Source organism: Roseovarius sp. THAF8 (assembly GCF_009363735.1).
Lineage (GTDB): Bacteria > Pseudomonadota > Alphaproteobacteria > Rhodobacterales > Rhodobacteraceae > Roseovarius.
Genome location: NZ_CP045410.1, coordinates 1170774 through 1194341, shown reverse-complemented (window position 1 = coordinate 1194341; position 23568 = coordinate 1170774). Strand labels below are relative to the sequence as shown.

Genomic DNA, 23568 nt, shown 5'->3' with positions numbered 1-23568 from the left:
GGTTTTGTGACAGATGTCAGAGGCCCGAGAGGAAGGCCGAGAGGGCCGGGCCAAGATGGTCGGAGACATAGCCGCCCTCCTGCACCAGCACGATCGGCAGGCCGGTATCGGCCAAGGTGCGGGCGATGCGGGTGAAACCGGGGGTGGTGAGGGCGAGCGCCTTAAACGGGTCGTTTTGATGCGCATCGAGGCCGAGCGCCACGACCAGCGCGGTGGTGCCGAAATCGGTGACGCGGGTCAGTGCCGTGTCGAGGGCGGGGGCATAGCCGTCGTCATCCGTCAGGCGGGGAAGGGGCAGGTTGAGATTGGCGCCGAGGCCGGGGCCGGTGCCGCGTTCGTGTGCGTGGCCCCAGAAGAACGGGTAGAAATCCGACGGGTCTTTATGGATCGAGACGGTGAGCACGTCGGCGCGGTCGTAGAAGATGCCCTGGGTGCCGTTGCCGTGGTGCACGTCGATATCCAGAATGGCGGGGCGGTGGCCCGCGCCCAGCAGGCGCTGCGCGGCGATGGCGGAGTTGTTGAGAAAGCAGAAGCCGCCGGCCTGGTCGGCATAGGCGTGGTGCCCGGGCGGGCGGCAGAGCGCGTAGGCGTGGGGTGCGCCGGAAGCCACCGCATCGGCGGCGGCGATGGCGGATTGAGCCGAGGCATAGGCGGCGTCCCAGGTGTGCGGCCCGATGGGGCAGGCGGTATCGGCCTGGTGATAGCCGGCCTGGCCCACCGGCGAGGTGGGGTAGCTGTCGCCGCGCGTGCGCGGGTGGATATTGGGAACGACCTCGGGCGCGGCGCCGTCGAGGGCGGACCAGCGGGCGTGGATGGTGCGCAGGAAGGTGATGTATTCGGAACTGTGCACCGTGGCGATGGGCGCGAGACCGGCATCGGGTGGGTCGGTAAAACTGCAGCCCGCGGCCAGGGCGGCCTCCTGAAGGATGCCGATGCGTTCGGGCGCCTCGGGCGAGGGCTTCGGCACGCCTTGGTGCAGAAAGGTTTGCGGCGCGTGATCGGACTGGGCCGTGGCGAGGTAGGCGTGCATGATCGGGTCCCGTTCGAGATGGTGCGGCACTCAGGTTAGCCCGGAGCGTCGGGGAATGACACCGTGAGGCTCGGCGAAAAGATGCACAGGTGCGCGCGGTGACGGCACGTCTGCAGCGGTTTCGCGGGTTCACGATATTGTTTGCGCCAGTGAGGAGCGTGCACGAGAATCTGCTTTGGCAAGACAAAAATCAAAGTATTTTCAGATGCTTATGTGGGATTCATGTCAAGCCCCAGCGGTTCTCTTCACCGTGAGCAATCGGATAAAATCATCCATGCAAGAAATTTTTGGGAACTCGGACGGGGGCACGTGGTTCTTATCCCAGATCGCAGCACGGTGCTGCACTAGCGAAGGAGATTACCATGTTTAACCGTACGATTGCACTCGCAGCCGCATTCTCGACCGCAGGCGCCCTTGCCGCCTACGCTGATTCCACCGTCGGCGAAGATGTGACCAACAAAGGTCAGGTTCTCGAAAACGCCGCCGAAGTGACGGACGGCAAGACCACCGTCGAGACGAAAACTTATTCTGAAGATGGCGACGACATCGTCGTGATCGGATCGCAGACGTCGGGTTCGGCCGATGAAGGTGTCGACGACGAGGTCGCGCAGGACGAAACTGGCTCGGAGAACACCGAGAGCGAAAACATCCTGCTGATCGCAGAGCCGGGCACCCAGATCTTTACCGTGACGGGCGAGCCGGTCGGTACCGTGTCCTACACCGAGGACAACGGTGAGATGGGTGGTCTGGTCTTTGTCGACCTCGACCCCGAAGCCGGCTACCAGGTGCCGACCGTCGGCATTCAGGTGAAGTCGCTGCAGACGACCAACCAAGGTAAAGCGCTCGAGTACGCGTTTTCGGTCGACTACCTGCGTGACCGCATTGCCGACGCGATCAACCGCGGCTAACGCCAGCTGTGACGTAGCGAGTATGAACCGGGGTGCTTCGGCGCCCCGGTTTTTTTGTGTTCTGAGCGCGGTTTTGCCGGTGCTCTGGGCCCGGTGGCGACGGCAAAGATATTGCGGCCGGAGCGGAACCTCTGACGGGTGGGGGCGTTGTGAGAGCAATACAGATCGCAACACGTTACACCTACGTGAGGAGACGGAAAAATGAACGCGAAGACCAAAGTGAAAGATATGGTGAACGACGGAAAAGAAGCCGTCACCAAGGAAGCCGAAGCCCGCATGGACGACGTGCGCGACGACATGGCCGAGCATGCCGATACCGTTTCGAGTGCGGCCCGGAAGGCCGCTGGCGAGTTCGAGGATTACGATGCCGTGAATTCGATCCTGACCCAGGCGAGCGAAGCGGTTGAAGACGCGACCAACCGCCTGCGCGAACGGTCGATCCCCGATCTGGTCGACGATGTGTCGGCCTTTGCCCGCCGCAACCCGCTGCTGTTTCTGGGCGGTGCCGCCCTGGCGGGGTTCGCCGCGGCGCGTTTCCTGAGTGCAAGCGCCCCGGCGGAGGACGAACCCGAACTGATCACGGCGGATGAAGACGTGTGGTCGGGCTATCTGCCCGAAGCGCCGAAGGCGGAAAGCCGCGACTGATGACGGACCGACCGAAACAACCGCTTGGCGAGGTTGTGGCCCGCATCCTGCGCGAGGCGCGGGGATTGCTGGCGGCCCACGCCGACCTGGCCGGTCGCGAGATGCGTCAAAGCGTTCGCTCGGCCAAGGCGGGTCTTATCCTGCTTGCCGGTGCGATGCTGTTCGCCCTGGTCAGCATCCACGCCCTTGGCGTCGTCGCCGTTCTGGCGCTGGCGGACTTGGGCCTGGGGCTGGGTACGGCTGCGGCGATCGTGTTCGGCGTGTTCGTCGTGGTGACGATCGTGCTTGCCATGATCGGGATGCGGCGCCTGTCTGCCCGCGCGATGATGCCGCGGCGGACGATCGACAGCCTGAAGTCTGACATTGCAATATTCGAGGAGAGTCACAATGACCGCGAAGTCTATGGAAAAGCTTGAGAAAGATGCAGAAGAGCATCGCACCGGCCTGGCCGATGCGATCGGTGATTTCGCCGACACCGTGAACCCGGCGCGGTTGGGCCGCCAGACGGTGCACGACGTCGCCGAGTACGGCCGCAGCGCCACGCACAGCATCGCGCAATCGGCCAAGGACCATCCAGTGGGCCTCGCGCTGGTCGGCATCGGTGCCGCCATGCTGGTCGCCGGGGGTACCGCCCATCAGAAAGGTGCGTTGCCGAACCTGCGGCGCAACAGCGAGTTGAGCCAGGACGAGCGCATTGCCCGGGCCGCCGACCGGAACGCCAAGCGCGCCCAGGTCGCGGTGGGCCGCGCCAGCCCGTCCTCTTCGCGGATGCGCCGGATGCTGGACAGCGGACTGGACCGGCTTGGACCCGAGGCGCGCGACCGCGTGATCTCGATGCGGCTGAAAGCGGTCGACGCGCAGGAAGCTGCGGAGCGCTATGCCCGCGGTGCCGCGAAATCGGCGGTCGACACGCATAATTCGCAACCGCTGGTGACCGGGCTGGTCGCTGCCGGGATCGGCGGGCTTCTGGGCGCCCTTCTGCCCAGCACCCGCCGCGAAGCCGAGATCATGGGGGCGCGTCGCGACGCGTTTCTGCGCGCGGCCGAGGAACGGCTGAGCGCCGAGATCGCCGAGCTCGAAACCCGGGGCAAGGCTGCCGTCAACGAAGCGGTTCGCGCCGGTTCCGAGCAATTCCAGACCAAGGCAGGGTAAATACCAAAGGTGGCCATGGATCATGCGTCGTCAAAGCTGGTTCGCACCTGCCTTGTCATCCTGACCTTCATCGCAGCCGTCGCCGCGGCCAGACAGGCACAGAACCTGCTGGCTCCGGCGACGTTTGCCATCGTGCTGGGCGTCGTTCTGTCGCCTGTCGCCAGTCGGCTTCACGGTCTTGGCGTGCCGCGCTCTGTCAGCGCGGCCTGTGCGCTGATCATGGCGGCCGCGTTGATCTTCTTGCTGATTGTCGCGTTGGGGCCGTTGCTGTCGGCACTGATCGAACAGGTCCCGCGCATCCAGCAGCAGTTTCGCGGATGGATGAACGAATTGACGTTCATGCTGCGCAGTTTCGGCGGGATGACGATCGACCTTGAGCGGACGATCTCGGAAGGGGGCGAGGACGCGGTCGAAAAAGCGATTCCATCGGTTGCCGAAGCGTTGTGGCTGGCGCCGAACCTTCTGGGGCAGTTGCTGATCTTTTCGGGTACGCTCTTCTTCTTTCTGCTGACCCGCGACGAAATCTACCGCGCGGTGCCCCAGTACAGGGTGGCGCTGCAACAGGCGGATCGCGCCGTGTCGCATTATTTCGTGACGATCACTCTGATCAACCTGGGTCTTGGCACCGCGCTGTGCGGCGTCCTGATGCTGATCGGGATGCCCAATCCGATGCTGTGGGGGGCGGCCGCGTTCCTGGCCAACTTCGTGCTGTACCTGGGGCCGCTTGCCATCATGCTGTCGCTGCTGCTGGCGGGGTTGATCGCCTTCAGTTCGGCCTATGCGATGGTGGCGCCGGCGTCGTTCCTGATGCTGAACGCGATCGAGGCGCAGTTCGTGACACCGGCGCTGGTGGGCGCACAGCTGAAGGTCAATCCGCTTGTCGTTTTCCTGTCCATCGTATTCGGACTGTGGCTTTGGGGGCCACTTGGCGGTATCGTCGCGCTGCCGGTGGTGATTTGGGCCTATGCCCTGACCACCGCGCAATCCAAGCGCGGGACCGCGTCCGAATACAAGATGGAACAGGTTGCATGACATGTCAGGACGCTGACGCATATCGTTTCTCGCCACTGCCCATCGAGACGAACGCGCAAGGCGCGGCGCGGCGTGTCGGCGTGGAGGTGGAGTTTTCGGGGTTGAGCGAGCGCCGCGCCGCGTCGATCCTGCAGGAGACCTTCGGCGGAGAACTTGACGACAGCAACCCTCATCAGCTGTTTGTGCGCGGCGGTGCGCTTGGCGACCTGGAAGTCGAGCTGGACACCGTGCTTGGCAAGACGGGGATGGGGGCGGAGAGCCAAAGTCGGCTGAAGGACCTGCTGCGCGGGCTGGTGCCGGTCGAGATCGTCACCGAACCGTTGCTTCCCGACCAGGTGGCGCTGTTCGACACGGTCATGCCGGTGCTGCGCGAGGCGGGCGCGAGCGGATCACGGGACGGGGTCTTCCTGGGCTTCGGCGTGCATCTCAATGCCGAGGTGGTAGCGCCGGCCGACCCGCACACGATGCGCACGATCCGGGCCTTTGCCCTGCTCGACCCGGTGCTGCGGGCCGAGAAGGGCATTGACGTGACCCGCCGCGTGCTGCCTTTCGTGACATCCTGGCCAAGGGCGCTGGTGGACCTTCTGATCGAGGAAAAGCCGGATCGCCTGGCGGCGCTGATCGACCTCATCGACCCGTATGTGCGCAGCCGCAACCACGCGCTGGACCTGCTGCCCCTTCTGAAACACGCTCGGCCGAAACTGTTCGAGGCGAGCTATCCCGACGAGCAGAGCACGACGGCGCGGCCTGCCTTTCATTTTCGCCTGCCCGACAGCCGAATCAACGAGCCGGGCTGGTCGCTGCGGGAGCCGTGGGAGATGTGGCGCACGGTCGAGGAGGTGGCGGCGTCGGATCGGCTGGAGCGGTTGGAGGAGGCGTGGACCGAGCGAAAGCGGGCGCACGGCGTGTTGCGCCGCGACAGCGCATGGGTGCGCGTCGCCAGCGATATCCTGAGCCGCGACGACGCATGACGACAAAGCCGGTCATTGCCGTGACGACCTCGCAGCGGTCGGGGTGGCGGATCTTTCCTCTGGTGTGGTTCAACCTTTGGCTGGCCGGTGCGGGCGCGGTGCGCTGGGGTGTGGGACGTCCGGCGAACCTGGAAGAGGTCGACGGCCTGATCATCGGTGGTGGGGACGACGTGGGGCCGGAGCTTTACGGTGGCACGATCGGCCTGTCGGCGGAACTGGATCGCGACCGCGACGACCTGGAGCGCGAACTGGCGACCGAGGCGCTGGAACAGGGTGTGCCGGTCCTGGGCATCTGCCGGGGCGCGCAGATGATGAACGTCGCCTTCGGCGGATCGCTTGACCAGAATGCGTGGCAGACGTTCGGCAAGGCGAAAAAGATCAAGACGATCCTGCCAAAGCGCGATGTGGACGTTCTGGAAGACACACTTCTGGCGCGGATCTGCGGGCCCGAGCGGATGCGGGTGAACGCGCTGCACACGCAGGCCGTCGACGGCCTGGGGCGCGGATTGCGGGTGGCGGCGCGCGACAGCTGGGGCATGATCCAGGCGATAGAACGTCCGACCGACCCGTTCGCGGTGGGGGTGCAGTGGCATCCCGAACACCTGTTCTATGCCAGGCGCCAGCGGCTGCTGTTCAAGGCGTTGGTGGTCGCCGCACGGGCCTATCGCGCGTCACGCGCGCAGGTCGACGCGGTCTTGAAGGACGCATGAAAAAGGGCGCCGCGAGGACGCCCTTTCTGGCTCGTTCGGGGCAGATCAGTAGCCCGAGAGAATCTTGTCGACGTCGCGGCGGACTTCGTCCTTGTCCTTGCCGACCTTCGCTTGCAGCTTGCCGATCATCTGTTCGCGCTCGCCGCGCGCTTCTTCCAGGTCGTCGTCGCTGAGGTCGCCGTAGATCTCGCGGAGCTTGCCTTTGATCTGGGTCCAGTTGCCTTCGATGCGATCTTGGTCCATCTCGAATTCTCCAATAATCCTAGGGGTTTGAGCCGTCCCACCGCGGGGCGGCCCGTCATCTCGTCTGTATAGGGAAAACGCAATTCGCTGGCCGGAGTTCCAGCCGTTGCCGCCGTCAGACGATATTTTCCGTCACGCCGGGCAGATTGAGCCAAGTATCGCGCAATTGGGCACTGTCATGCTGGACCAGGAAGCCGTGACGGTTCTCGGGGGTCATGACGCTGTTCTCGGCAATCTTCTTGGACCACCAGGGGAACATGGTGTCATGTGCGCGTGCCTCGGGCGGCAGATCCTCGAACCACCAGTGCGCCATGAGCCGTTCGCGCAGGGTCTGGATGCGCTCGGGCCGGGTGACGCGCACCGCCGCTTCGGTATCCCAGTAGAGCGAGCGACCGTTGAGATTGGCCGATCCGACCAGCGCGAACGAGTCGTCCTGCACGAGGATCTTGTTGTGGACGTGGATCAGCGGAGAGCCCGAGAGCGTCTGGATCGTGTCGCGGGCGGCGAACCGGGGCTGCACCGGCGTGGCGACGATGATGCGGTCGCCGAAGCTGTCGCGCACCATTTCGATCGCGTCGTGCTGAAGCGACATGCCATAGCGGGCGTCGACGCCGATCTCGCTGGAATAGGCGACCTCGTCGGGCAGGCCGGGCAGGATGAGGATGGCGTGGAGATCGGGCCGCCGGCGGCCTTCCTTGGCCAGCCGCCGGGCCAGGCCACGAGCGCGGAAATACTGGGTCTCGATATAGACCATGTCCTTGGCGCGCTTGAAGGCGCGGACATGATCCTCTTCGATCTCGTGCAGCAGCGTCTTGGGCGAGACGTAGGGCAGTTGCGTCGGACGCGGGGCCGAGAGCGTGCGCCGGATGTATTTCATCGGCGCGGGCTTGCGGCAGGCGTCGATGCTGGTGAGGAAGGTCTTGACGTGATGCGCCGCCTCGATCGCCTCGGGACCGCGCACCAGAAGCTGGACGTCGGACCATGTATGCGCGGCGATCCGGTCATGCTGCGGCGTGTCGTAGCGCCGTTCGTTCAGGTCGAGGCCGCCGACGTAGACCACCTCGTCGTCGATCACGGCGATCTTCTGGTGATGCGACGTGGTGTGCAGCTCGGGCAGGGCACCATTGTCCAGGCGCACGGCCTCGCGCAGCTTCTGGTCGTCGCTGAGCGCCATCAGCCGCTTGGACCGGCGCCGCAGGACAGCCGGAAGGAAGGCCAGCCAGGGGAGGCGCCCGGCCTTGGCCGGGTGGAGGTGCGGGGTGACACGCAGATTGTGGATCGAGCAATCGGAGACTTCGGCCAGCGCGGCGGCCTGGCGCACGGTACGCCAGGTCAGTCGGTGCAGTTCGGTGGCGAAGATCGGATCGAAATCACTGACGGTGATGTGGATGCGCACGCCGCGGCAGAGGACGTGTTCCAGAAGGTCGAACCACGTCTCGCCGATTTCGCGGGCCTCCGGGCTGCGCAGCTGCGTGGCCAGGTCGAAGATGCGAAAGGAGCCCCAGATATGCGATTTGGCAGCAAGCACGGCGCGCTCGAACACGGGCCACGCCTCCTGCGCGGTTATCATCACCTGGAAGTCTGGATCGTCGCCATTCTGCATCACGTTGCCGAGTCGAAGTCCTTTCGTTCGAACGTGACGTGCAGACCGTAGTGGTCGTCGTCTTCCGTCACCTCCTGGTGGCCGTCAAGCTGGCTGACAAACGCCTTCATCAACTTGGTGCCAAGGCCGCTGATGGTCTCGACCTCGGGGATGGGCCGGAGCATGATCGGACCCTTGGAGTTGATGACGCTGAGCTGATATTGCCCGCCGGACTGTTCTTTCAACGTAACCCGGACGGACGGGGTTTCATCCTTTTTCGCCCCGACATATTTCAGCGCGTTGGTCAGTGCCTCGGCCAGCAGCATCGAGAGCGGCACCGCCTGGTCGGGGTAGAGCGGCAACGCATCGAGTTCGCGCTCGATCTTGATGCCGGGGACGGTCATCATGGTGGAGATGTCGGTGACGACCGCTTCGAGCAGCTCGTTGGCCTCGATCGTCAGCAGGTCGGGCGTGGTGTAGAGCGTGCGGTGCAGCATGGCGAGGCCGTTGACCCGCCGTTGCAGGCTGGCCAGCATGAACTTCGCCTCGGGCGTCTTGGCGCTGCGCAGCTGCATGTTCATGATCGAGGCGATCATTTGCAGGTTGTTCTTGACGCGGTGGTGCACCTCTTTCAGCAGCACCTCCTTGTCCTTCAGGTCCTTGTCCTGCCGCGCCTCGGATTCGGCGATGATGATCGCCATGCGGTTGAAGGCGCGTTCGGCCTCGGCAAATTCCTCGGGCGGGTTTTGCAGGCGCAGGGGGAAGCCGTCACGCTGGCCCAGCGCGAAGCGGCGCATGGCGGAGCGCAGATCGCGGACATGGCGGATCACGACGCGGCGCAGTTCATACCAGGCGAAGGCGAGCCCGGCCGCCCAGATCGCAAAGGGAAACAGAAGATTCAGAACGTAGAATGCGAGCGCGCCGCCCCAGACGGAGGTGCGCGCGGGCCAGCTTGCGATGACGCTGACCTGGTCCTGGAAGATGCTGGCCACCGCGTAGATGCGTTCCTCGCCAAGGCCGTCCTCGCCGGTGAAGGTGGTGCCGACATGGCGGGTGAGATCCTCGGGGTCGATCATCTGCGGCAGGATGTCATCGGCATTCTCGCGGCCGCCGCTGGCGGAAATGGTCTGGCCATCATTGGTGAAGGTGACGAAGCGCAGTTCATGGTCGTAGCGGGGCGATGTGAGCGGCTGGTAGGTGAGGCGCAGCGGCACCGAGAGCGAGACAATGCCCGTCAGGCTGCGATCGACATAGACGGGATGGTTCACGACCAGCACGGGTTGCTGGCTTATGGAGCCGAGCGGCGCGACATAGACACTGGGACCGTCCGCGTCGAGCGCACGTTGCAGGCGCTCGAGCGTGCGGAAGTCGCGCACTTCGTCTCCCTCGGAGCCGCATTCCATGATGCCCGAAAGCTTGGTGTAGCCGGCAAAGGCGATGTGGGCGTTGCTTTCGGCGAATTCGCGCATGACCTCGCGGCAGGCGGGGGCGTCGTCGAGGATCGACAGCGCTGCCAGGCCTTCGGCAGAGCCGAGAGTCTGCTGGATCAGTTCGCGTTCGTCGCGGGCGGCCGAGGTGGTTTCGAAGAAAAGCGCGTTGCGGCGCAGGTTCTCGGTCTCGTCCAGGACCTGGTCGGTCTGATAGACGGCGATGACGCCGAGCGGGAACAGCGCCAAGGCCAGCAACGCAAAAAGACGGAACGACAGCCGGTTGACCATCGTTCCGTATGCGTCGAGCAGGGCTTTGGACTTCTTAGGCAACGCTTTTGTTCGCCGATACGATGCCCGCGGTGACCGCGTCCGTCGTTTCGAGTACCTGATCCTCGTCCAGATGCATCAATTCCACCAGTCGCGCACGGGCGCGGTTGACACGGCTCTTGATCGTACCCACGGCGACGCCGCAGGTTTCCGCGGCTTCCTCGTAGGAAAAGCCGCCGGCGCCGACCAGTACCAAGGCTTCGCGCTGTTCGTCGGGCAGCTTGTCGAAGGCAACGTGAAAGTCGCGCATCTGCAATCTGCCATCGTGGTCCGGCTTTTTCGCCAGCGACGCAGCCAGTTCGCCGTCGGTGTCGGACACCTCGCGGCGCGCCTTGCGATGATGGGAATAATACGTGTTGCGCAGAATTGTAAAGAGCCAGGCGCGCATGTTCGTGCCGGGCTGAAACTTTTCGATATTGGTCCAGGCTTTGACCAAGGCGTCCTGCACCATATCGTCGGCCAGCGCGGAGTTGCGCGTCAGGCTCATGGCGAACGCCCGCATGGGCCCGAGGTGTTCGACCAGTTCTTCACGCGGGTCGCTCATGAATTGTCGTCCGTCCCGGAAGATTTGTCCGCGCCGTGCCCGCTTGTCTTGAGCTGCTCCAGCAGGTCAGTGAAGCGAGACGGCAAAGGCTCACTGGCCACATCCTCGAATGCGCGCTTGAGGTTTTCGTCGATGGTATTTTGCACTCTTGAATTCCGTTTATCTCGAGTCATTTTGTCTTTTGGCCACATTTGTATAGTGTGTCTGGAACTTAACCACGCTATGCGTGTTGGGTTCCATGAAAGTAGAATAAAACTGGAAGCTATCAAATGAGCGAAACCAACTCCGCGGAACTTAGCGAACAGATCGGTGCAAATTTGCCTTATTTGCGCCGGTATGCACGTGCATTGACCGGGTCGCAGGAGCGCGGCGATCAGTACGCGGTGGCGGCGCTGGAAGCGGTGCTGAGCGATCCCAGCGTTTTCGACGCCTCGATCGCGTCCAAGACGGCCCTGTTCAAGGTTTTCCAACCGATCTGGGCGACATCCGGCGCGGTTTTTTCGGACGACGAGACCGGGCTTCAGGCGAAAGCCCAGGCGCACCTGGCGAAGTTGACGACCAACACGCGCGAGGCTCTGCTGCTTCATACAATCGAAGAGTTCAGCTTTGCCGAAGTGGCCGTGATCATGGACATTTCGGAAGACGAGGCGCGGTCACTTGTCGATATCGCCTATGACGAGATGTCGAGCGTTCTGTCAGGACGCGTGATGATCATCGAGGACGAGGCGATCATCGCGATGGACCTCGAGGGGATTGTCGGCGACATGGGGCACCGCGTGACGGGCATCGCCCGCACCGAGGCCGATGCGCTGAAGCTGTTCAACGAGGAAACGCCCGACCTGATCCTGTCGGACATCCAGCTGGCCGACGGTTCCAGCGGGATCGACGCCGTCAATGGCATCATGGAGAATGCGCCGGATGTTCCCGTCATCTTCATCACGGCGTTCCCGGAACGCCTGCTGACCGGCGAAGGGCCGGAGCCGGCATTCCTGATCCCGAAACCATACCAGTCGGACCAGGTCCGCTCGGCGGTGAGCCAGGCGATGTTCTTTTCGTCGACCGAGACGCTGAAGGCCTGAGACCCGCGTCAGCGCGTTTCATTGAAAAAGCCCCGGCGTGCGCCGGGGCTTTTTTCGTTGGGCAGGGACGCAAAAAAGGGCCAGCGGTGTCGCCGGCCCCTGCCGCTGCGTCGGTGGTGCGGGCGGGTCACCAGTGGGTGCGGTTGAAAGCCCGCGCCACCAGGGCGATCACGAAGAGCACCATGAAGATCACGAACAGCACCTGAGCGATGCCGGCCGAAGCTGACGCGATGCCGCCGAAGCCGAAGATCCCGGCGATGAAGGCCACGACCAGAAATATAAGGGCCCAATGAAACATTTGCTCGATCCTTCGATTACAGTCGATACGCGACCATAACGATCAAGCTGCGCGCGGGTTCCGGTGGATTTTCGCGCGTTGGAGGAGACTTGCCTATTGCGGGTCCGGCACGTCCACGGCCGTGATGCCGCCGGAAATCGCCCCTTCGAGATCGATGTCCGTGAAGGGCCGCGACACCACACGCAGGCTTGGAGAGCCCGCCGCGACGCCGCTGTCGTCCAGCAGCACGATGTGCGTGCGTTCGGCGCTGAGCGCCGTCAGCAGGGTGCCGCGATCCTCGGTATCGGGCAAGCCGATGAAGGCGAAGGAGAAGTGTCTTTCGCTGAGCAGTACACGCGCACGGTCGGTATCGCTCTCGACGATCACCTCTCCGAGTGAACGCGACTGAGCGAAATCCGCCAGATCGGCGGCTTCGAGCGTTTTACGTGAAGACACCAGCACAAGGTCCTCGCGCGGCGATGTATTTTGCATTTACTACCCCCTCGGTATTGGTTGAATATGACACAGAATCATGACGTCCACATTAAACTGCGACATAGATTGAGAAGATGGCCATCGATTGCGCTGCCTGCCCACTGAGAGAGCTTGAGCTGTTCGCGCCGATGTCGGACGAAGAGCTTGAATTCATGAAAAGTTTCAAGACCGGCGAGCTGACGGCCGAGCAGGGCACCGAGATCCTGGCCGAGGGGGCCTCGTCGACGCAGCTTTACACCGCGCTGAGCGGGATGGGGATCCGCTACAAGACGATGGAAGACGGGCGCCGGCAGGTGGTGGGCTTTGTGCTGCCGGGCGACTTTGTCGGATTGCAGAGCGGCGTCATGGGAGAAATGCAGCATTCGGTCGAGGCCACGACGACGATGAAGCTGTGCGTGTTCAACAGGTCCGATTTCTGGCGGCTGTTCAAGTCGCAACCCAAGCGGGCGTTCGACCTGACGCACCTGGCCGCGCGGGAAGAGCAGATGCTGGGCGAGGCGCTGGTCACGATCGGACAGATGAACGGGGTCACGCGCGTGGCCTGGGCGCTTTACAGGTTCTTCCAGCGGCTGCGGGCGCTGGACATGATGAAGAACGGCCGTGTTCCGCTGCCCTATCGCCAGCAGGATCTGGCCGATGCGGTGGGCCTGTCGCTGGTGCATACGAACAAGACCCTGACGCGTCTGCGAGAGGCGGGCGTGGCGACATGGCAGGACGATTTCCTGGTCGTGCACAAGGAACAGGAACTGGCCCGCCTGGGCAACGTGGAACCCAACACGATCTCTTTGCGTCCTCTTATCTGAATGATGGAGGATATCGCCCGTGGCAGAGCGGCTGGTCTATTACCCGGACAGCAACCCCGGTATTCGCCGCGAGAAGCGGGGGCGGGGCTTTTCGTATATCAACGTGGACGGCACGCGCATCGACTGCCCCAGGAAGCGTCGCGAGCTGAAGGCGCTGGCGGTGCCGCCGGCCTATACCGATGTGTGGATGGCACCGATGGCCAATGCGCATCTGCTGGCCACCGGGCGTGACGCGCGGACACGCAAGCAATACAGGTATCACCCTGACTGGTCGGCGCAGCGGTCGCAGACCAAGTTCGACGGTCTGGGCACGTTCGCCCGGAGCCTGCCGCGCCTGCGGCGCTGGATAGATCACAACCTGTCGGGCGACGTGGGCAGCGAGGACATGGCCGTGGCCGCGGCGCTTGCGCTGATCGACCGGGCGGCGTTACGGCCCGGCGCGAAGAGCTATGCTGACGAGAACCGGACCTATGGCGCGACCACGTTGCAGGCGCGCCACATGAGCATCGAGGGAGACTCGGTCGAGCTGTCGTTCAAGGGGAAGGGCGGAAAGCCGGTCGAGAAGACCCTGAGAGGCACCAAGCTGGCCAAGGTGCTGGAAGCGTGCCAGGACCTGCCCGGGCCATCGCTGGTGTCGTGGGTGGATGAGGACGGAGCCGCCCGCGCGGTATCGTCCGAGCAATTGAACACGCGCCTGGAGGCGCTGTGCGAGACGCGCGCCACGGCCAAGACGCTGCGCACCTGGCACGGCACGTTGGCGGCGTTCCTGGCAGCGGAGGACGCCGAGGAGATCAGCATCAAGATGCTGGCAGGCGCCGCTTCGGAGCGGCTGCACAACACGCCCGCCATCGCGCAGAAAAGTTACGTCCACCCCGATGTGCTGGATCTGGCGCGGGCGGGCACTGGCGCGCGCAAGCGGAAATTGCCGCCAATCAAGACCGCGCGGGACGGGTTTCGGCGCGGCGAGGAAGCGCTGATCAAGTTTCTTTCGTGATCGCCAATTTTTTTCGGAACCGCGCACCAGCCGCGGCGTTGGGCCAGTGAAACGAGACGGATAGGAGACGATATGTCAGCACCCGAAACAAATCTGGAAACGCAGAAGAAACGCCATATCGGTCCGCTTGGCGGTATGTTGCTGGTGGTTGCGTTCGCCGCGATCCTGTTCGGGTTGTTCTACATTTTCGCAACCAGCGACGACCCAACAGATGACGGTGCCTCCGCACCTGCAGCGACCAGCGAGGAACCTGCAGCCGCCGAGGACACCAACTGAGCGGTGCAGACCGGCACTGCGGCAGACATCATCGTGCCGGGTCTGTTCGTGGCTCTGAACCTTGTACTCGTCGCATTCGGCATAGCGTCGAAGAACAGAATGAAACGGCAAGAGCGCGCGGAATGCGCGACTGACGCCAACACATAGCGCTGACTGCATCCCCGTCCCCTGTCAGCGCGGCGCGCCCGACGCGCCCAGCACCGCAGTCCGTCCCAGACTGCGGTGCTTTATTTCTGGGAACCGTAATTGATTTCAGTCGTTTACAGGATGAACCTTATGAGAGGGGAGTAACGATGAAACGCTTTGCATTTGCCGTACTGATGGGAACCCTGCCCGTGACCGCGACCGCTGGATCACTGGCGGACGAATTGAAGGCCTACGTGGTTGCTGTGGACGTGGCCGCGCTGGACGACGAGGCCCGCGCCGAGCTTCGGACCATCATGGACGATCCGGCCAAAAGCCATGGCAACAAGGTGCTGAGCGTTCACACCGTTCTTGACCGGAACAACGCGCTGCGCGATGTCGACATTCACGGCGGCCCGCTGGACGAAGGCGAGGCGCAGGTCGATCTGGCTTCGCTCAACTGAACGAAATCGTTGGAACTGAGCGTCCGACATGCGCGTGCCCGCAGCCCGGGCGCGCGCATTTTTCCTGCGCGGCGCTTCTCAGCGCTGTTCTTCTACTTCCGGCATGACCTGGGCGTAGGTCAGAACGGTGAAGATCATCGTGCCGCCCACCACGTTGCCGAGCAGGACGGGCAGGAAGAAATCCAGAACGGCGGGGCCGACCGCGAGCTGGCCCTGGACCATGAGGTAGGCCATTTCGACGGATCCGGCGATGACATGGGTGAAATCGCCGAGCGCGATGAGCCAGGTGAAGAGCACGATCAGCCCGATCTCGTTGCGCTTGGACGAGGGCAGCATCCAGACGATCGCGGCGATCAGCACGCCGGCGGGAATACCGCGCATGAAGCCTTCGAGCGCAGGAAAGCTGGTGGCATGGCGGCTGAGATCGGTGAAGGCGGCGGCGACGTCATCGGACAGGACACCGCCGAAGGCGAAGAACGCGGCGACGATGAAGGCGCCGACGATGTTGGCCACCAGAACCGCGCTCCACAGCCGGGCGGTGCGGCCAATGGTGTGGGCGCACGGGTCGATCATGACGGGGACGACCGTGGTGATGGTGTTTTCGGTGAACAGCTGAAGCCGGGCCATGATGACCAGCACGAAGCCCAGCGAATAGCCGAAATTCTCGACGATGTAGGCCCATTCCGCGTCCGGCAGGTGGGAGCGCAGGATCGCCTCGGTCAGGACCGAGAAGGAAATCAGAAGGCCCGCGGCGATGCCCGAGAACCACAGGGCGGTCATCGGCCGTTCGAGCTCTTCCTCGCCGTTGCGGCGGATCGACTCGAAGATCAGGCGCGGTGACAGCGCCGCGGCTTCCTCGATGGCTTCCTTTTCCTTTTCCTGCTTGATCAGATCGTTATCGGACTTCGACATTACCCACTCCGGTCATCGGCTCATTGGCTGCACGTATCGCGGTTACACCACGTTTGCGGGAACAAATAGGGCTGCGCGACGTTTTATCTCCAGCATTATTCGGAGACACCGTCATGGCACAGTCGAACGGTTCGTCCATCAAGGACGAAGACACTTACGAGGCGCTGCGCGACAAGGGCTACAGCAAGTCCAAATCCGCGCGGATCGCCAATGCCCAGGCCAATGACGACATGGCACCGTCGAAGAAAGGCGGCAAGGCGCCGCCCTACGAGGAATGGTCGAAAGCCGACCTTTACGATCAGGCCCAGAACGTCGGCATCGAGGGTCGGTCGGACATGACCAAGGAAGAGTTGATCGATGCGCTGAGGCGCGACTGAGATGGCGTTTTCCCAGGGCGACACCGTTGAATGGGACTGGGGCAATGGCACCGGTCAGGGTGAGGTCAGGAAAGTCTACACCCAAAAGACGACCGTCAAGATCAAAGGATCGGAGATTACGCGGGAGGCCGACGACGACTGCCCGGCGTACCTGATCCAACAGGAAGACGGCGACGAGGTGCTGAAAAGTGCCAGCGAAATCCGCAAAGCCTGAAACAAACGTGAGACTGACGCGTTAGACACGCAGAAAAGGAGACAAGCATGTTGGAGATTGGTGGCCTTGGTGGCCTTATCGTTCTGGTCCTGGATATCTGGGCCTTGGTGAATATCATCGGCTCGGGCGCCTCGACCGGCAAGAAGGTCCTGTGGAGTTTGCTGGTGATCATCCTGCCGATTATCGGCTTCATCATCTGGCTGATCGCAGGCCCGCGCAGCGCGGCGGCCTCGAAGGTATAACTGTACTGAAATTCTGAATTTGCGGGGCGCATCCGGTGGATGCGCCCCGTTTTCGTTTCGCGCCGTCCGGGGCAAGGACGGGCGATTTCTATTTCTGATAGATTTGTTTGGGTATTGAGTGTCCGGGCCGGATGTGAGAGACATTCGCCAAAGCGTCCCCAAGCCGAGACCCGTCTTTTGCCAGGCCGACGCACGAACATGGCCGGCTGCAGAAGACCGGGGATGCACACGAAAGCGCGACTTCAGGGCAAGCGGCGTTCCAAATCCCCCATCTTTCGCGATAGTCACGGCCGTGAAGCGCTTGACCGCGCCGAGAATTGGTTTGAAACGTGGCCCGGCCTGCATCTTGCGGGATGCGGCGCGGATCACGTGAAAGGGAGACGCGAGATGAAAAGGTTCACCACCGCCCTCATGGCGATGCTGACGGGGATCGCCGGCATGCAGGCCGCAGTGGCGCAGGAAGAAGAGCTGGGCGAGGCCGTCCTGATCGAGCTGAACGCCACCAAGGCGAACGAAAGCAGCTGCACGCTGACCTTCCTGGTGATAAACGGCCATCCCACCCAGATCGACAAGGCGGTTTACGAGACCGTGCTGTTCGACAGCGAGGGCCAGGTGGATCGCCTGACCCTGTTCGATTTCGGCGCGCTGCCCCCGGGGCGGCCGCGTGTGCGGCAGTTTTCCGTGCCCGGCATGGCCTGTGACGGGCTGGGCCAGGTGCTGATCAACGGGGCGCATACCTGCGAGGCGGCCGAGCTGCCCGACACCGCCTGCGAGACCGGGCTGAAGCTGGAGACGCGCACGAATATCGAGGTGACGGGATGAACGGGATTCTGGAAAGCCTGCGCCAGGTTGCGGACCTGGGCGGTCCGGTCGTCATGATCCTGCTGGCGGTGTCGGTGGTCACGCTGGCAACGGTGCTTTACAAGCTGTGGCAGTTCTCGGCTGCCGGGGTGGGACGGCACAAGGCGATGAAAGAGGCGGTCGAGTCGTGGGACGAGGGTGACCTGGCGGCCGCGCTGGCGGCGCTGAAGCAATCGAAGAGCTACCTCGCTCCGGTCGTCGAGATGGCGTTTTCCGCGCAGCCACAGAACCGCAAGCGGCTGGAGGCGGAGGCGGAATCGCGGTTCGCGCGGCTGGAGCGCGGCTTTCGCCTGCTGGACAGCGTGGCGCAGCTGGCACCGCTGCTGGGCCTTTTCGGCACGGTTCTGGGCATGATCGAAGCGTTCCAGTCGCTGCAGGAGGCCGGGGCGCAGGTCGATCCTTCGCTTCTGGCGGGCGGTATCTGGGTGGCGCTGCTGACGACCGCCGTGGGGCTGGCCGTGGCGATGCCGACCTCGATGGTGCTAAGCTGGCTGGAGGGCCGGATGGACGGCGAGCGTGTCACCGCAGAGCGGGCGATTTCGACGGTGCTGCATCCACAGGGCCGCCCGGCGCCTGCGGCGGATTTCGAAGCGGAGCCGGGCCGTGCGTAAGACCTCGCGGCGCAGGCGCTTGTCGATGACGTCGCTGATCGACGTGATCTTCCTGCTGCTGTTGTTCTTCATGCTGTCATCGACCTTTTCGCGCTTTGCGGAGGTCGAGCTGGCCGCAGCGGGAGCGGGGGGCAGCGGCAGCAGCGAGACCAAGATCAGCTTTCTGCGCCTGAGCGACGAGGACCTGAGCCTGAACGGACAGCAGGTCGAACTGGACGGGTTGAGCGCCGCCTTTGCCGAGATGCCGCAAAGCGACGAGGCGCGGCCCGTGGTGGTCAGCCTGCGCGACGGCGTGACGGCGCAGCGCCTGACCGATCTGCTGGTCGTGCTGCGCGGCATCGAGCGCGTCAGCATCAGCGTGCTGGGGTCCTGAGATGCGCAAGGTCAAGACATCCTCGCGACGGGAGCCGACCATTGCGCTGATCAACATCGTGTTCCTGATGCTGGTCTTCTTCATGGTGGCGGGCACCCTGTCGCAACCGCTGGACAAGGATCTGAGCCTGGTGCGGACGGCGGACCTGGAAGGGCGGTCGCCGCCCGACACGCTGGTGGTGCATCCCGACGGGCGGATGAGCTTCCGGGGCGACGATGTTGCCTCGGCAGAAGACTTCCTGGCGCGGCGCAGCGAGGAAGACCGCGCGTTGGTGCGCGTGGTGCCGGACCAGGAGTTGTCGGCGCAGACGCTGGTGAACCTGGCGCGGGACCTGCGCGGCGCCGGGGCGGAGCGCGTGGTGATCGTCACGCAGAGGGGGCTGGAATGATCGCGTCGTCGCGTCTTGTGAAAACCGTGGCCGTGACGGCGGCGCTCGTGGTGCACGGCACCGTGGTGGCGGCGGTGTTCCAGGGCGAAGCGATAGAGATCGAGGGCGATGCGGGCGGCGTCGAGGCCAGCATCGGCAACAGCTTTGCCGACATGGCGGCGGGGGTGATGACGCCCGACGCCACCGAGGAAGTCGTCGAGGAAACGCCCCCGGAAGAGGTCTCGGCGCAGGACATGCCCGAGGAAACCGCACAGGACCGGCCCGAGGACACGTCGCCCGAAGTCGCGCCGCAGGAGACCGCCGAACCTGTCGAGCAGGCCGAGACCGCGCCGGTGACGCCGACCGAAACGCCTGTCGAAAACGTGCCGGAGCCGGCCGAGGCCCAGCCTGTCGAGCAGGCGGAGATCACGCCGAACGTGCCGCTGGTGCCCGTGACCCCGTCGGAGTCCGTGCCGGAGGAAAGCGTGCAGCCCACAGAGCCGGAGCAGGCGGAAATCCTGGAGCCGGTGGACGAGTCGCCGAGCGCGGTGACCCGGTCGTTGCGGCCCAAGCCGCGCAGTGCGGAGTTCGAGGAAGCGCACAAGCCCGAGCCGCCGAAGGCGCAGCCGAAGCGGACCGAACCGAAGCCGCAGCGCACGACGCAGTCAAAGCCCAGGACCCAGCCCAAGACCCAGCCCAAGGGCAACGCGCAGCAGAACGCGCGCGCGGGCAGTGCCTCGGGGACACAGACGCAGACCAGATCGACGGCGCAGGGATCGGGCAAGTCGCAGGCCGCGGGCAATGCCGCCGCCAGCAACTATCCCGGACAGGTGATGCGGAAAATCTCTCGCGTGCCGCGTCCGCGGGTGGGCAGCCGGGGCACGGCGGTGGTGGCGTTCCGCATCGGCGGCAATGGCGGGCTGGCGGGACTGTCGATTGCCCGCAGCTCGGGCTCGGCCAAGCTGGACCAGGCGGCGCTGCGGATGGTGAAGCGCGCCGCGCCCTTCCCGCCGCCGCCCGCAGGCGCGCGCACCAGTTTCTCGATCAACATCAAGGGCAGCTGACGGCGCTTACCGGACGATCCGGTGATTGCTCAGGCCCCAGTCGGTATAGAGATCGGCGATGATCGTGCCGAACTGTGCCTCGGCCGTGTCCAGCGCGCCGCGCGTGTCGTGCGATCCGCCGAAGATCGCCGCCGGGTCGCCGACCGAGATACCGTCGAGGCCGGTGACGTCGGCCACGGTGGTGTTCATGGAAATGCGGCCCAGGATGGGGGCCTCGTGCCCCCCGATCAGGACGGTGCCGGTGTTCTGACCGGCGCGGCGGACACCGTTGGCATAGCCGATGGACAGGCACGCCAGGCGGCGGGGCGTGTCAAGAACGCAGGTGCGGTCATAGCCCACCGTGGCGCCCGCGGGGTAATCGGTGACGCTGACCACGCGGGTCTTGAGGGTCATCGTGGTCTGAAAGCCCCATTCAGGCTTGAGGATGCCATAGAGCACGGCGCCGCAGCGATACATGTCGGTCCGGACCGGCTGATCGGAGACCAGCGTCAGCGAACTGCCGGCGTGGACGAGCGTGCCTTCGCGCGAGAGGTTGCCCTGGTCCAGGACCCAGTCGGCGTGCTTTTGAAAGAGCGCGGCGCTGGCGCGCAACTCGTCGGGCGCATTGTCGGGAAAATGAGTGCAGATGGCCGTGATGCTGTCGCCCAGCCGGTCGAGAATGGCGCGGCAGGCGGCGCGGCCCTCTTCCGTGCCGATTTCCAGCCCGTCGCGGGACATGCCCATGGCGTTGAGCGACAGGTGGGCGCGGACCGGCGCGCCGGAAATTTTCAGCGCGGCGAGGTTCTCGGCCGCCTCGATCGTGCCGACCTGTTCCTCGACCCGGTCGGGCAGGGCGGCGCGGGCCTCGATCGGCGTGGCGGCGCGCAGGCGGATCAGCTGGCCGGTGTAGCCGGCGGCGCGCACGGCGCGGGCTTCGGCGTTCGAGGTGATGGCGATGCAGTCGATGCCGTGGGCGCGGACCAGCGGTACGACGGTGGCGATGCCGTGGCCATAGGCGTCGGCCTTCAGCACGGCGCAGAACCGGCGGCCCTTGGGGACGAGGCCGAGCGCGATTCGGAGGTTGGCGTCGATCCGGTCGCGATGCACCTCGCACCAGGCGTCGGGGATCGCGGGGTCGGTCATGTGTCGGGCAGGCCCAGGAGGCGGTCGACGATGCCGGCGAACTGGTCGATCACGACGGGCAGGAGCGCATCGGGGAAATCATAGTCGGGGTTGTGCAACTGGGGCATGTCGGTGCCCGCGCCGACATAGAGCATCGTGGCCTTGGCGCCGTCATCGCCGATGCGCCCGAAATCCTCGGACCAGCGCATGGGGGTGGGCATCTCGTTGACCTCGTGCCCGAGATCATGGGCCACATGGCGGGCGATGTCGGTGGCGTCGGTGTCGTTAACCACGCCGCGAAAGACGTCGTGCCAATGGATGTCGGTGACAAGGTCGCCCTGGGCCTGGGCGACCTTGTGCAGGGCCGTGTCTATCAGCTGATCCATGCCCTCGTTGGTCATCGTGCGCAGCGTCACGCGCAATTCGCCATCGGCGGGGGCGATGCCGAAGGCAGGCTCGCCCAGGTTGGCGTGGGTGAGGGTGGCGAGGGTGAAATCGGCGTCGGCGATGGTGCCGCGGCTGAGGGCGGGCAGAGCTGTCATCAGGCTCGCCATGGCGCGAGCGGGCGAGAGGCCGTCCTCGGGCAAGGCGGCGTGAGAGCTTTTGCCGGTGAACAGGATCTGCATCCCGCGCGAGGCGCAGTTCGCGGGGCCGGAGCGCAGGCCGATCTCGCCCAAGGGCAGCCCCGGGACGTTGTGGTAGGCGAAGGCGTAGTCAGGCCGGATCTGGGGCCATTGCGGGTCCTCGATGACGGCCTGCGCGCCCGCGCCGGTTTCCTCGGCCGGCTGGAAGAGCAGGATGACGCGGCCCCTGGCGGGGCGGGTTGCGAGGCGCATGGCGACACCCATCAGCGTGGCCATATGACCGTCATGGCCGCAGAGGTGACCCTTGCCGTCGATCTGCGAGGCATGGGGGATGTCGTTGATCTCGCGGATCGGCAGACCGTCGAGTTCAGAGCGCAAAAGGACCGTGGGGCCCGGCGCGCGCCCGGTGAATTCGGCGGCGACGCCGTGGCCGCCGAGGCCCTGCCAGATGCGGTCTGCCCCGAGGGCGGTAAGTTCGCGGGTGATGCGCTTTGCCGTCTCGACCTCGTCGCCGGAGATCTCGGGCTGGCGGTGCAGGTCCTGGCGCAGGGCGGTGAGGTAGGCGATCTGGTTGGAGGGCAGCGTGGTCATGGGATCCTCAGAAGATTTCAAGAAGGCCGGCGGCGCCCTGGCCGCCGCCGACACACATGGAGACGACGCCCCATCTGGCGCCCCGGCGGCGGCCTTCGAGCAGGATATGCCCCGCCATGCGGGCACCGGACATGCCGTAGGGGTGGCCGATGGAGATGGCGCCGCCGTTGACGTTGAGTTTGTCGTCGGGGATGCCCAGCTTGTCGCGGCAATGGAGAAGCTGCGCGGCGAAGGCCTCGTTGATTTCCCAAAGGTCGATGTCGTCCGTGGAGAGGCCCGCGCGTTTCAGCAGGCGGGAGATGGCGTGGACGGGACCGATGCCCATCTCCTGCGGCGCGACACCGGCGACGGCGAAGCCGCGCAGGGCGCCGAGGGGCGTGAGGTTGCGGCGGGTAGCCTCCGTTTCGGACATCACGACGAGGGCAGCGGCGCCGTCGGAGAGCTGGCTGGCATTGCCGGCGGTGACGGTTTTGCCCTCGCCGCGCACGGGGTGGAGGTTGGCGAGCCCCTCGGCGGTGGTGCCGGGGCGGTTGCATTCGTCCTCGGCGAGGCGGACGGGCTCTTCGTAGGTTTCCTTGGTGGTCTTGTCGGTTTCGAGCTTGGTCGCCTCGACGGGAATGATTTCGTCGGCGAAAAGGCCGGCTTCCTGCGCCTTGGCGGTGCGCTGCTGGCTTTGCAGGGCATAGGCGTCTTGTGCGGCGCGGGTGACGCCGTAGCGGGCGGCGACGACCTCGGCGGTGTCCAGCATGGCCATGTAATAGCTGTCGGGCACCAATGGGTCGCGGTAGCGGTGGGCGTTCCAGTGATCGTTCTGGACGAGGGAAATGCTGTCGAGGCCACCGGCGAGGGCCACGTCAACGCCCTCGGCCCGGACCATGTGCGAGGCGATGGCGAGCGCGTTGAGACCCGAGGCGCATTGGCGGTCGATGGTGGCGCCCGCGACGCTGTCGGGCAGGCCGGATGCTTGCGCGATGTGGCGGGCGACGTTGACGCCGGAGGTGCCTTGCGTGAGGGCGGAGCCGAAGATGACGTCTTCGACCTCGGCCCCCTCCAGCCCGGCGCGTTCGAGCACGGCGCGGACGGCGGGCGCGGCGAGGCTGGGGGCCGTGAGGGTGTTGAAGGCGCCGCGATAGGCCTTGCCGATGGGTGTGCGGGCGGTGGAGACGATGACGGCGTCGCGCATGGC

General features: G+C 64.8%; 32 protein-coding genes. 20 read left to right on the top strand and 12 right to left on the bottom strand.

The genetic code is table 11. From position 1 onward, the window contains the following. Positions 1–16: 16 nt before the first annotated feature. On the bottom strand, positions 17–1030 hold the full coding sequence (locus tag FIU85_RS05825) for a histone deacetylase family protein (protein WP_152496203.1): 1014 nt from the start codon (positions 1028–1030) through the stop codon (positions 17–19). 362 nt (positions 1031–1392) lie between these two features. Between FIU85_RS05825 and FIU85_RS05820 the strand changes: the two genes are divergently transcribed. The 7 genes from FIU85_RS05820 to FIU85_RS05790 all read left to right on the top strand — a co-directional run bounded on the left by FIU85_RS05820 (position 1393) and on the right by FIU85_RS05790 (position 6448). After that, on the top strand, positions 1393–1938 hold the full coding sequence (locus FIU85_RS05820) for a hypothetical protein (protein WP_152496202.1): 546 nt from the start codon (positions 1393–1395) through the stop codon (positions 1936–1938). 201 nt (positions 1939–2139) lie between these two features. Continuing rightward, complete coding sequence (locus FIU85_RS05815; protein ID WP_152491673.1) at positions 2140–2583, top strand: hypothetical protein; 444 nt, start codon at positions 2140–2142, stop codon at positions 2581–2583. Continuing rightward, positions 2583–2999 carry a phage holin family protein gene (locus FIU85_RS05810; protein ID WP_152496201.1) on the top strand — a complete coding sequence of 139 codons (417 nt, stop codon included), beginning with the start codon at positions 2583–2585 and terminating at the stop codon, positions 2997–2999. Before FIU85_RS05815 ends, FIU85_RS05810 begins: the two co-directional genes overlap by 1 nt. After that, complete coding sequence (locus FIU85_RS05805; protein ID WP_152496200.1) at positions 2971–3735, top strand: hypothetical protein; 765 nt, start codon at positions 2971–2973, stop codon at positions 3733–3735. The genes FIU85_RS05810 and FIU85_RS05805 overlap by 29 nt, the downstream gene beginning before the upstream one ends. Before the next feature lie 15 nt (positions 3736–3750). After that, positions 3751–4767 carry an AI-2E family transporter gene (locus FIU85_RS05800; protein ID WP_152491676.1) on the top strand — a complete coding sequence of 339 codons (1017 nt, stop codon included), beginning with the start codon at positions 3751–3753 and terminating at the stop codon, positions 4765–4767. Beyond that, positions 4764–5738: an amidoligase family protein gene (locus FIU85_RS05795; protein ID WP_152496199.1), complete on the top strand. Its 975-nt coding sequence runs from the start codon at positions 4764–4766 to the stop codon at positions 5736–5738. Before FIU85_RS05800 ends, FIU85_RS05795 begins: the two co-directional genes overlap by 4 nt. Next, positions 5735–6448, top strand: a complete 714-nt coding sequence (locus FIU85_RS05790) for a gamma-glutamyl-gamma-aminobutyrate hydrolase family protein (RefSeq protein ID WP_152496198.1) — start codon at positions 5735–5737, stop codon at positions 6446–6448. Before FIU85_RS05795 ends, FIU85_RS05790 begins: the two co-directional genes overlap by 4 nt. Before the next feature lie 45 nt (positions 6449–6493). Here FIU85_RS05790 and FIU85_RS05785 read toward each other — a convergent pair whose 3' ends face one another. The 5 genes from FIU85_RS05785 to FIU85_RS05765 form a co-directional block, all read right to left on the bottom strand. Beyond that, the gene (locus tag FIU85_RS05785) at positions 6494–6691 is read right to left on the bottom strand and encodes a CsbD family protein (protein WP_152496197.1); all 198 of its coding nucleotides are present in this window, start codon (positions 6689–6691) and stop codon (positions 6494–6496) included. A gap of 115 nt (positions 6692–6806) precedes the next feature. Continuing rightward, the gene (locus FIU85_RS05780) at positions 6807–8294 is read right to left on the bottom strand and encodes a phospholipase D-like domain-containing protein (protein ID WP_152496196.1); all 1488 of its coding nucleotides are present in this window, start codon (positions 8292–8294) and stop codon (positions 6807–6809) included. Next, complete coding sequence (locus tag FIU85_RS05775; protein ID WP_152496195.1) at positions 8294–10033, bottom strand: sensor histidine kinase; 1740 nt, start codon at positions 10031–10033, stop codon at positions 8294–8296. Before FIU85_RS05775 ends, FIU85_RS05780 begins: the two co-directional genes overlap by 1 nt. Continuing rightward, the gene (locus FIU85_RS05770; RefSeq protein WP_152491682.1) at positions 10026–10574 is read right to left on the bottom strand and encodes an RNA polymerase sigma factor; all 549 of its coding nucleotides are present in this window, start codon (positions 10572–10574) and stop codon (positions 10026–10028) included. Before FIU85_RS05770 ends, FIU85_RS05775 begins: the two co-directional genes overlap by 8 nt. Beyond that, positions 10571–10720 carry a NepR family anti-sigma factor gene (locus FIU85_RS05765; RefSeq protein WP_315899485.1) on the bottom strand — a complete coding sequence of 50 codons (150 nt, stop codon included), beginning with the start codon at positions 10718–10720 and terminating at the stop codon, positions 10571–10573. Before FIU85_RS05765 ends, FIU85_RS05770 begins: the two co-directional genes overlap by 4 nt. Positions 10721–10843: 123 nt before the next feature. On the opposite strand from FIU85_RS05765, the gene FIU85_RS05760 reads away from it, so the two are divergent. Continuing rightward, entirely contained in the window at positions 10844–11653 is an 810-nt protein-coding gene (locus FIU85_RS05760; protein ID WP_152496194.1) for a response regulator, read from the top strand. Positions 11654–11780: 127 nt separating this feature from the next. Here FIU85_RS05760 and FIU85_RS05755 read toward each other — a convergent pair whose 3' ends face one another. Together FIU85_RS05755 and FIU85_RS05750 are read right to left on the bottom strand one after the other, a co-directional pair. After that, positions 11781–11951, bottom strand: a complete 171-nt coding sequence (locus FIU85_RS05755; protein WP_152496193.1) for a DUF1328 domain-containing protein — start codon at positions 11949–11951, stop codon at positions 11781–11783. Between the two features lie 93 nt (positions 11952–12044). Continuing rightward, a complete protein-coding gene (locus tag FIU85_RS05750; protein ID WP_152496192.1) occupies positions 12045–12422 on the bottom strand; it encodes a hypothetical protein in 378 nt (125 codons plus the stop codon). 77 nt (positions 12423–12499) lie between these two features. Between FIU85_RS05750 and FIU85_RS05745 the strand changes: the two genes are divergently transcribed. The 4 genes from FIU85_RS05745 (at position 12500) to FIU85_RS05730 (ending at position 15085) form a co-directional block, all read left to right on the top strand. Beyond that, entirely contained in the window at positions 12500–13228 is a 729-nt protein-coding gene (locus tag FIU85_RS05745) for a Crp/Fnr family transcriptional regulator (protein ID WP_152496191.1), read from the top strand. Positions 13229–13247: 19 nt separating this feature from the next. Beyond that, positions 13248–14222, top strand: a complete 975-nt coding sequence (locus FIU85_RS05740; protein ID WP_254703014.1) for a DNA topoisomerase IB — start codon at positions 13248–13250, stop codon at positions 14220–14222. 72 nt (positions 14223–14294) lie between these two features. Further along, positions 14295–14498, top strand: a complete 204-nt coding sequence (locus FIU85_RS05735) for a hypothetical protein (protein ID WP_152491689.1) — start codon at positions 14295–14297, stop codon at positions 14496–14498. 293 nt (positions 14499–14791) lie between these two features. Further along, positions 14792–15085, top strand: a complete 294-nt coding sequence (locus FIU85_RS05730; RefSeq protein WP_152491690.1) for a hypothetical protein — start codon at positions 14792–14794, stop codon at positions 15083–15085. A gap of 78 nt (positions 15086–15163) precedes the next feature. Here FIU85_RS05730 and FIU85_RS05725 read toward each other — a convergent pair whose 3' ends face one another. Further along, positions 15164–15997, bottom strand: a complete 834-nt coding sequence (locus FIU85_RS05725) for a formate/nitrite transporter family protein (RefSeq protein WP_152496189.1) — start codon at positions 15995–15997, stop codon at positions 15164–15166. 113 nt (positions 15998–16110) lie between these two features. Here FIU85_RS05725 and FIU85_RS05720 point away from each other — a divergent pair, with 113 nt between their 5' ends. The 8 genes from FIU85_RS05720 (at position 16111) to FIU85_RS05685 (ending at position 20106) form a co-directional block, all read left to right on the top strand. Next, positions 16111–16374, top strand: coding sequence for a Rho termination factor N-terminal domain-containing protein (locus FIU85_RS05720; protein ID WP_152491692.1), 264 nt, complete (start codon positions 16111–16113; stop codon positions 16372–16374). A 1-nt stretch (position 16375) separates the two neighbouring features. Further along, positions 16376–16588 carry a DUF2945 domain-containing protein gene (locus tag FIU85_RS05715; RefSeq protein ID WP_152496188.1) on the top strand — a complete coding sequence of 71 codons (213 nt, stop codon included), beginning with the start codon at positions 16376–16378 and terminating at the stop codon, positions 16586–16588. 47 nt (positions 16589–16635) lie between these two features. Next, positions 16636–16830 carry a PLDc N-terminal domain-containing protein gene (locus tag FIU85_RS05710; protein WP_152491694.1) on the top strand — a complete coding sequence of 65 codons (195 nt, stop codon included), beginning with the start codon at positions 16636–16638 and terminating at the stop codon, positions 16828–16830. A gap of 387 nt (positions 16831–17217) precedes the next feature. Next, positions 17218–17652, top strand: a complete 435-nt coding sequence (locus FIU85_RS05705; protein ID WP_152491695.1) for a hypothetical protein — start codon at positions 17218–17220, stop codon at positions 17650–17652. Further along, positions 17649–18302, top strand: coding sequence for a MotA/TolQ/ExbB proton channel family protein (locus FIU85_RS05700; protein ID WP_152496187.1), 654 nt, complete (start codon positions 17649–17651; stop codon positions 18300–18302). Before FIU85_RS05705 ends, FIU85_RS05700 begins: the two co-directional genes overlap by 4 nt. After that, positions 18295–18675 (top strand): biopolymer transporter ExbD, encoded by a 381-nt coding sequence (locus tag FIU85_RS05695; protein ID WP_254703013.1) that lies wholly within the window; start codon positions 18295–18297, stop codon positions 18673–18675. Before FIU85_RS05700 ends, FIU85_RS05695 begins: the two co-directional genes overlap by 8 nt. Before the next feature lies 1 nt (position 18676). Further along, entirely contained in the window at positions 18677–19063 is a 387-nt protein-coding gene (locus tag FIU85_RS05690; RefSeq protein ID WP_152491698.1) for a biopolymer transporter ExbD, read from the top strand. Further along, positions 19060–20106, top strand: a complete 1047-nt coding sequence (locus tag FIU85_RS05685) for an energy transducer TonB (RefSeq protein ID WP_152496186.1) — start codon at positions 19060–19062, stop codon at positions 20104–20106. The genes FIU85_RS05690 and FIU85_RS05685 overlap by 4 nt, the downstream gene beginning before the upstream one ends. Positions 20107–20112: 6 nt before the next feature. On the opposite strand, the gene FIU85_RS05680 is transcribed toward FIU85_RS05685, so the two are convergent. Genes FIU85_RS05680 through FIU85_RS05670 form a run of 3 tightly spaced genes read right to left on the bottom strand, consistent with a single transcriptional unit; the run spans position 20113 to position 23565 of the window. After that, positions 20113–21228: an alanine racemase gene (locus FIU85_RS05680; RefSeq protein ID WP_152496185.1), complete on the bottom strand. Its 1116-nt coding sequence runs from the start codon at positions 21226–21228 to the stop codon at positions 20113–20115. Beyond that, entirely contained in the window at positions 21225–22382 is a 1158-nt protein-coding gene (locus FIU85_RS05675; RefSeq protein ID WP_152496184.1) for an amidohydrolase, read from the bottom strand. The genes FIU85_RS05680 and FIU85_RS05675 overlap by 4 nt, the downstream gene beginning before the upstream one ends. A gap of 7 nt (positions 22383–22389) precedes the next feature. Further along, the gene (locus FIU85_RS05670) at positions 22390–23565 is read right to left on the bottom strand and encodes a thiolase family protein (protein WP_152496183.1); all 1176 of its coding nucleotides are present in this window, start codon (positions 23563–23565) and stop codon (positions 22390–22392) included. Positions 23566–23568 lie beyond the last annotated feature (3 nt).

Bases quoted from the DNA above. Each gene is read 5' to 3' on its own strand.
- FIU85_RS05825 (WP_152496203.1), bottom strand. From the start codon at position 1,030: ATGCACGCCTACCTCGCCACGGCCCAGTCCGATCACGCGCCGCAAACC.
- FIU85_RS05820 (WP_152496202.1), top strand. From the start codon at position 1,393: ATGTTTAACCGTACGATTGCACTCGCAGCCGCATTCTCGACCGCAGGC.
- FIU85_RS05815 (WP_152491673.1), top strand. From the start codon at position 2,140: ATGAACGCGAAGACCAAAGTGAAAGATATGGTGAACGACGGAAAAGAA.
- FIU85_RS05810 (WP_152496201.1), top strand. From the start codon at position 2,583: ATGACGGACCGACCGAAACAACCGCTTGGCGAGGTTGTGGCCCGCATC.
- FIU85_RS05805 (WP_152496200.1), top strand. From the start codon at position 2,971: ATGACCGCGAAGTCTATGGAAAAGCTTGAGAAAGATGCAGAAGAGCAT.
- FIU85_RS05800 (WP_152491676.1), top strand. From the start codon at position 3,751: ATGGATCATGCGTCGTCAAAGCTGGTTCGCACCTGCCTTGTCATCCTG.
- FIU85_RS05795 (WP_152496199.1), top strand. From the start codon at position 4,764: ATGACATGTCAGGACGCTGACGCATATCGTTTCTCGCCACTGCCCATC.
- FIU85_RS05790 (WP_152496198.1), top strand. From the start codon at position 5,735: ATGACGACAAAGCCGGTCATTGCCGTGACGACCTCGCAGCGGTCGGGG.
- FIU85_RS05785 (WP_152496197.1), bottom strand. From the start codon at position 6,691: ATGGACCAAGATCGCATCGAAGGCAACTGGACCCAGATCAAAGGCAAG.
- FIU85_RS05780 (WP_152496196.1), bottom strand. From the start codon at position 8,294: ATGCAGAATGGCGACGATCCAGACTTCCAGGTGATGATAACCGCGCAG.
- FIU85_RS05770 (WP_152491682.1), bottom strand. From the start codon at position 10,574: ATGAGCGACCCGCGTGAAGAACTGGTCGAACACCTCGGGCCCATGCGG.
- FIU85_RS05760 (WP_152496194.1), top strand. From the start codon at position 10,844: ATGAGCGAAACCAACTCCGCGGAACTTAGCGAACAGATCGGTGCAAAT.
- FIU85_RS05755 (WP_152496193.1), bottom strand. From the start codon at position 11,951: ATGTTTCATTGGGCCCTTATATTTCTGGTCGTGGCCTTCATCGCCGGG.
- FIU85_RS05750 (WP_152496192.1), bottom strand. From the start codon at position 12,422: ATGCAAAATACATCGCCGCGCGAGGACCTTGTGCTGGTGTCTTCACGT.
- FIU85_RS05745 (WP_152496191.1), top strand. From the start codon at position 12,500: ATGGCCATCGATTGCGCTGCCTGCCCACTGAGAGAGCTTGAGCTGTTC.
- FIU85_RS05735 (WP_152491689.1), top strand. From the start codon at position 14,295: ATGTCAGCACCCGAAACAAATCTGGAAACGCAGAAGAAACGCCATATC.
- FIU85_RS05730 (WP_152491690.1), top strand. From the start codon at position 14,792: ATGAAACGCTTTGCATTTGCCGTACTGATGGGAACCCTGCCCGTGACC.
- FIU85_RS05725 (WP_152496189.1), bottom strand. From the start codon at position 15,997: ATGTCGAAGTCCGATAACGATCTGATCAAGCAGGAAAAGGAAAAGGAA.
- FIU85_RS05720 (WP_152491692.1), top strand. From the start codon at position 16,111: ATGGCACAGTCGAACGGTTCGTCCATCAAGGACGAAGACACTTACGAG.
- FIU85_RS05715 (WP_152496188.1), top strand. From the start codon at position 16,376: ATGGCGTTTTCCCAGGGCGACACCGTTGAATGGGACTGGGGCAATGGC.
- FIU85_RS05710 (WP_152491694.1), top strand. From the start codon at position 16,636: ATGTTGGAGATTGGTGGCCTTGGTGGCCTTATCGTTCTGGTCCTGGAT.
- FIU85_RS05705 (WP_152491695.1), top strand. From the start codon at position 17,218: ATGAAAAGGTTCACCACCGCCCTCATGGCGATGCTGACGGGGATCGCC.
- FIU85_RS05700 (WP_152496187.1), top strand. From the start codon at position 17,649: ATGAACGGGATTCTGGAAAGCCTGCGCCAGGTTGCGGACCTGGGCGGT.
- FIU85_RS05690 (WP_152491698.1), top strand. From the start codon at position 18,677: ATGCGCAAGGTCAAGACATCCTCGCGACGGGAGCCGACCATTGCGCTG.
- FIU85_RS05685 (WP_152496186.1), top strand. From the start codon at position 19,060: ATGATCGCGTCGTCGCGTCTTGTGAAAACCGTGGCCGTGACGGCGGCG.
- FIU85_RS05680 (WP_152496185.1), bottom strand. From the start codon at position 21,228: ATGACCGACCCCGCGATCCCCGACGCCTGGTGCGAGGTGCATCGCGAC.
- FIU85_RS05675 (WP_152496184.1), bottom strand. From the start codon at position 22,382: ATGACCACGCTGCCCTCCAACCAGATCGCCTACCTCACCGCCCTGCGC.
- FIU85_RS05670 (WP_152496183.1), bottom strand. From the start codon at position 23,565: ATGCGCGACGCCGTCATCGTCTCCACCGCCCGCACACCCATCGGCAAG.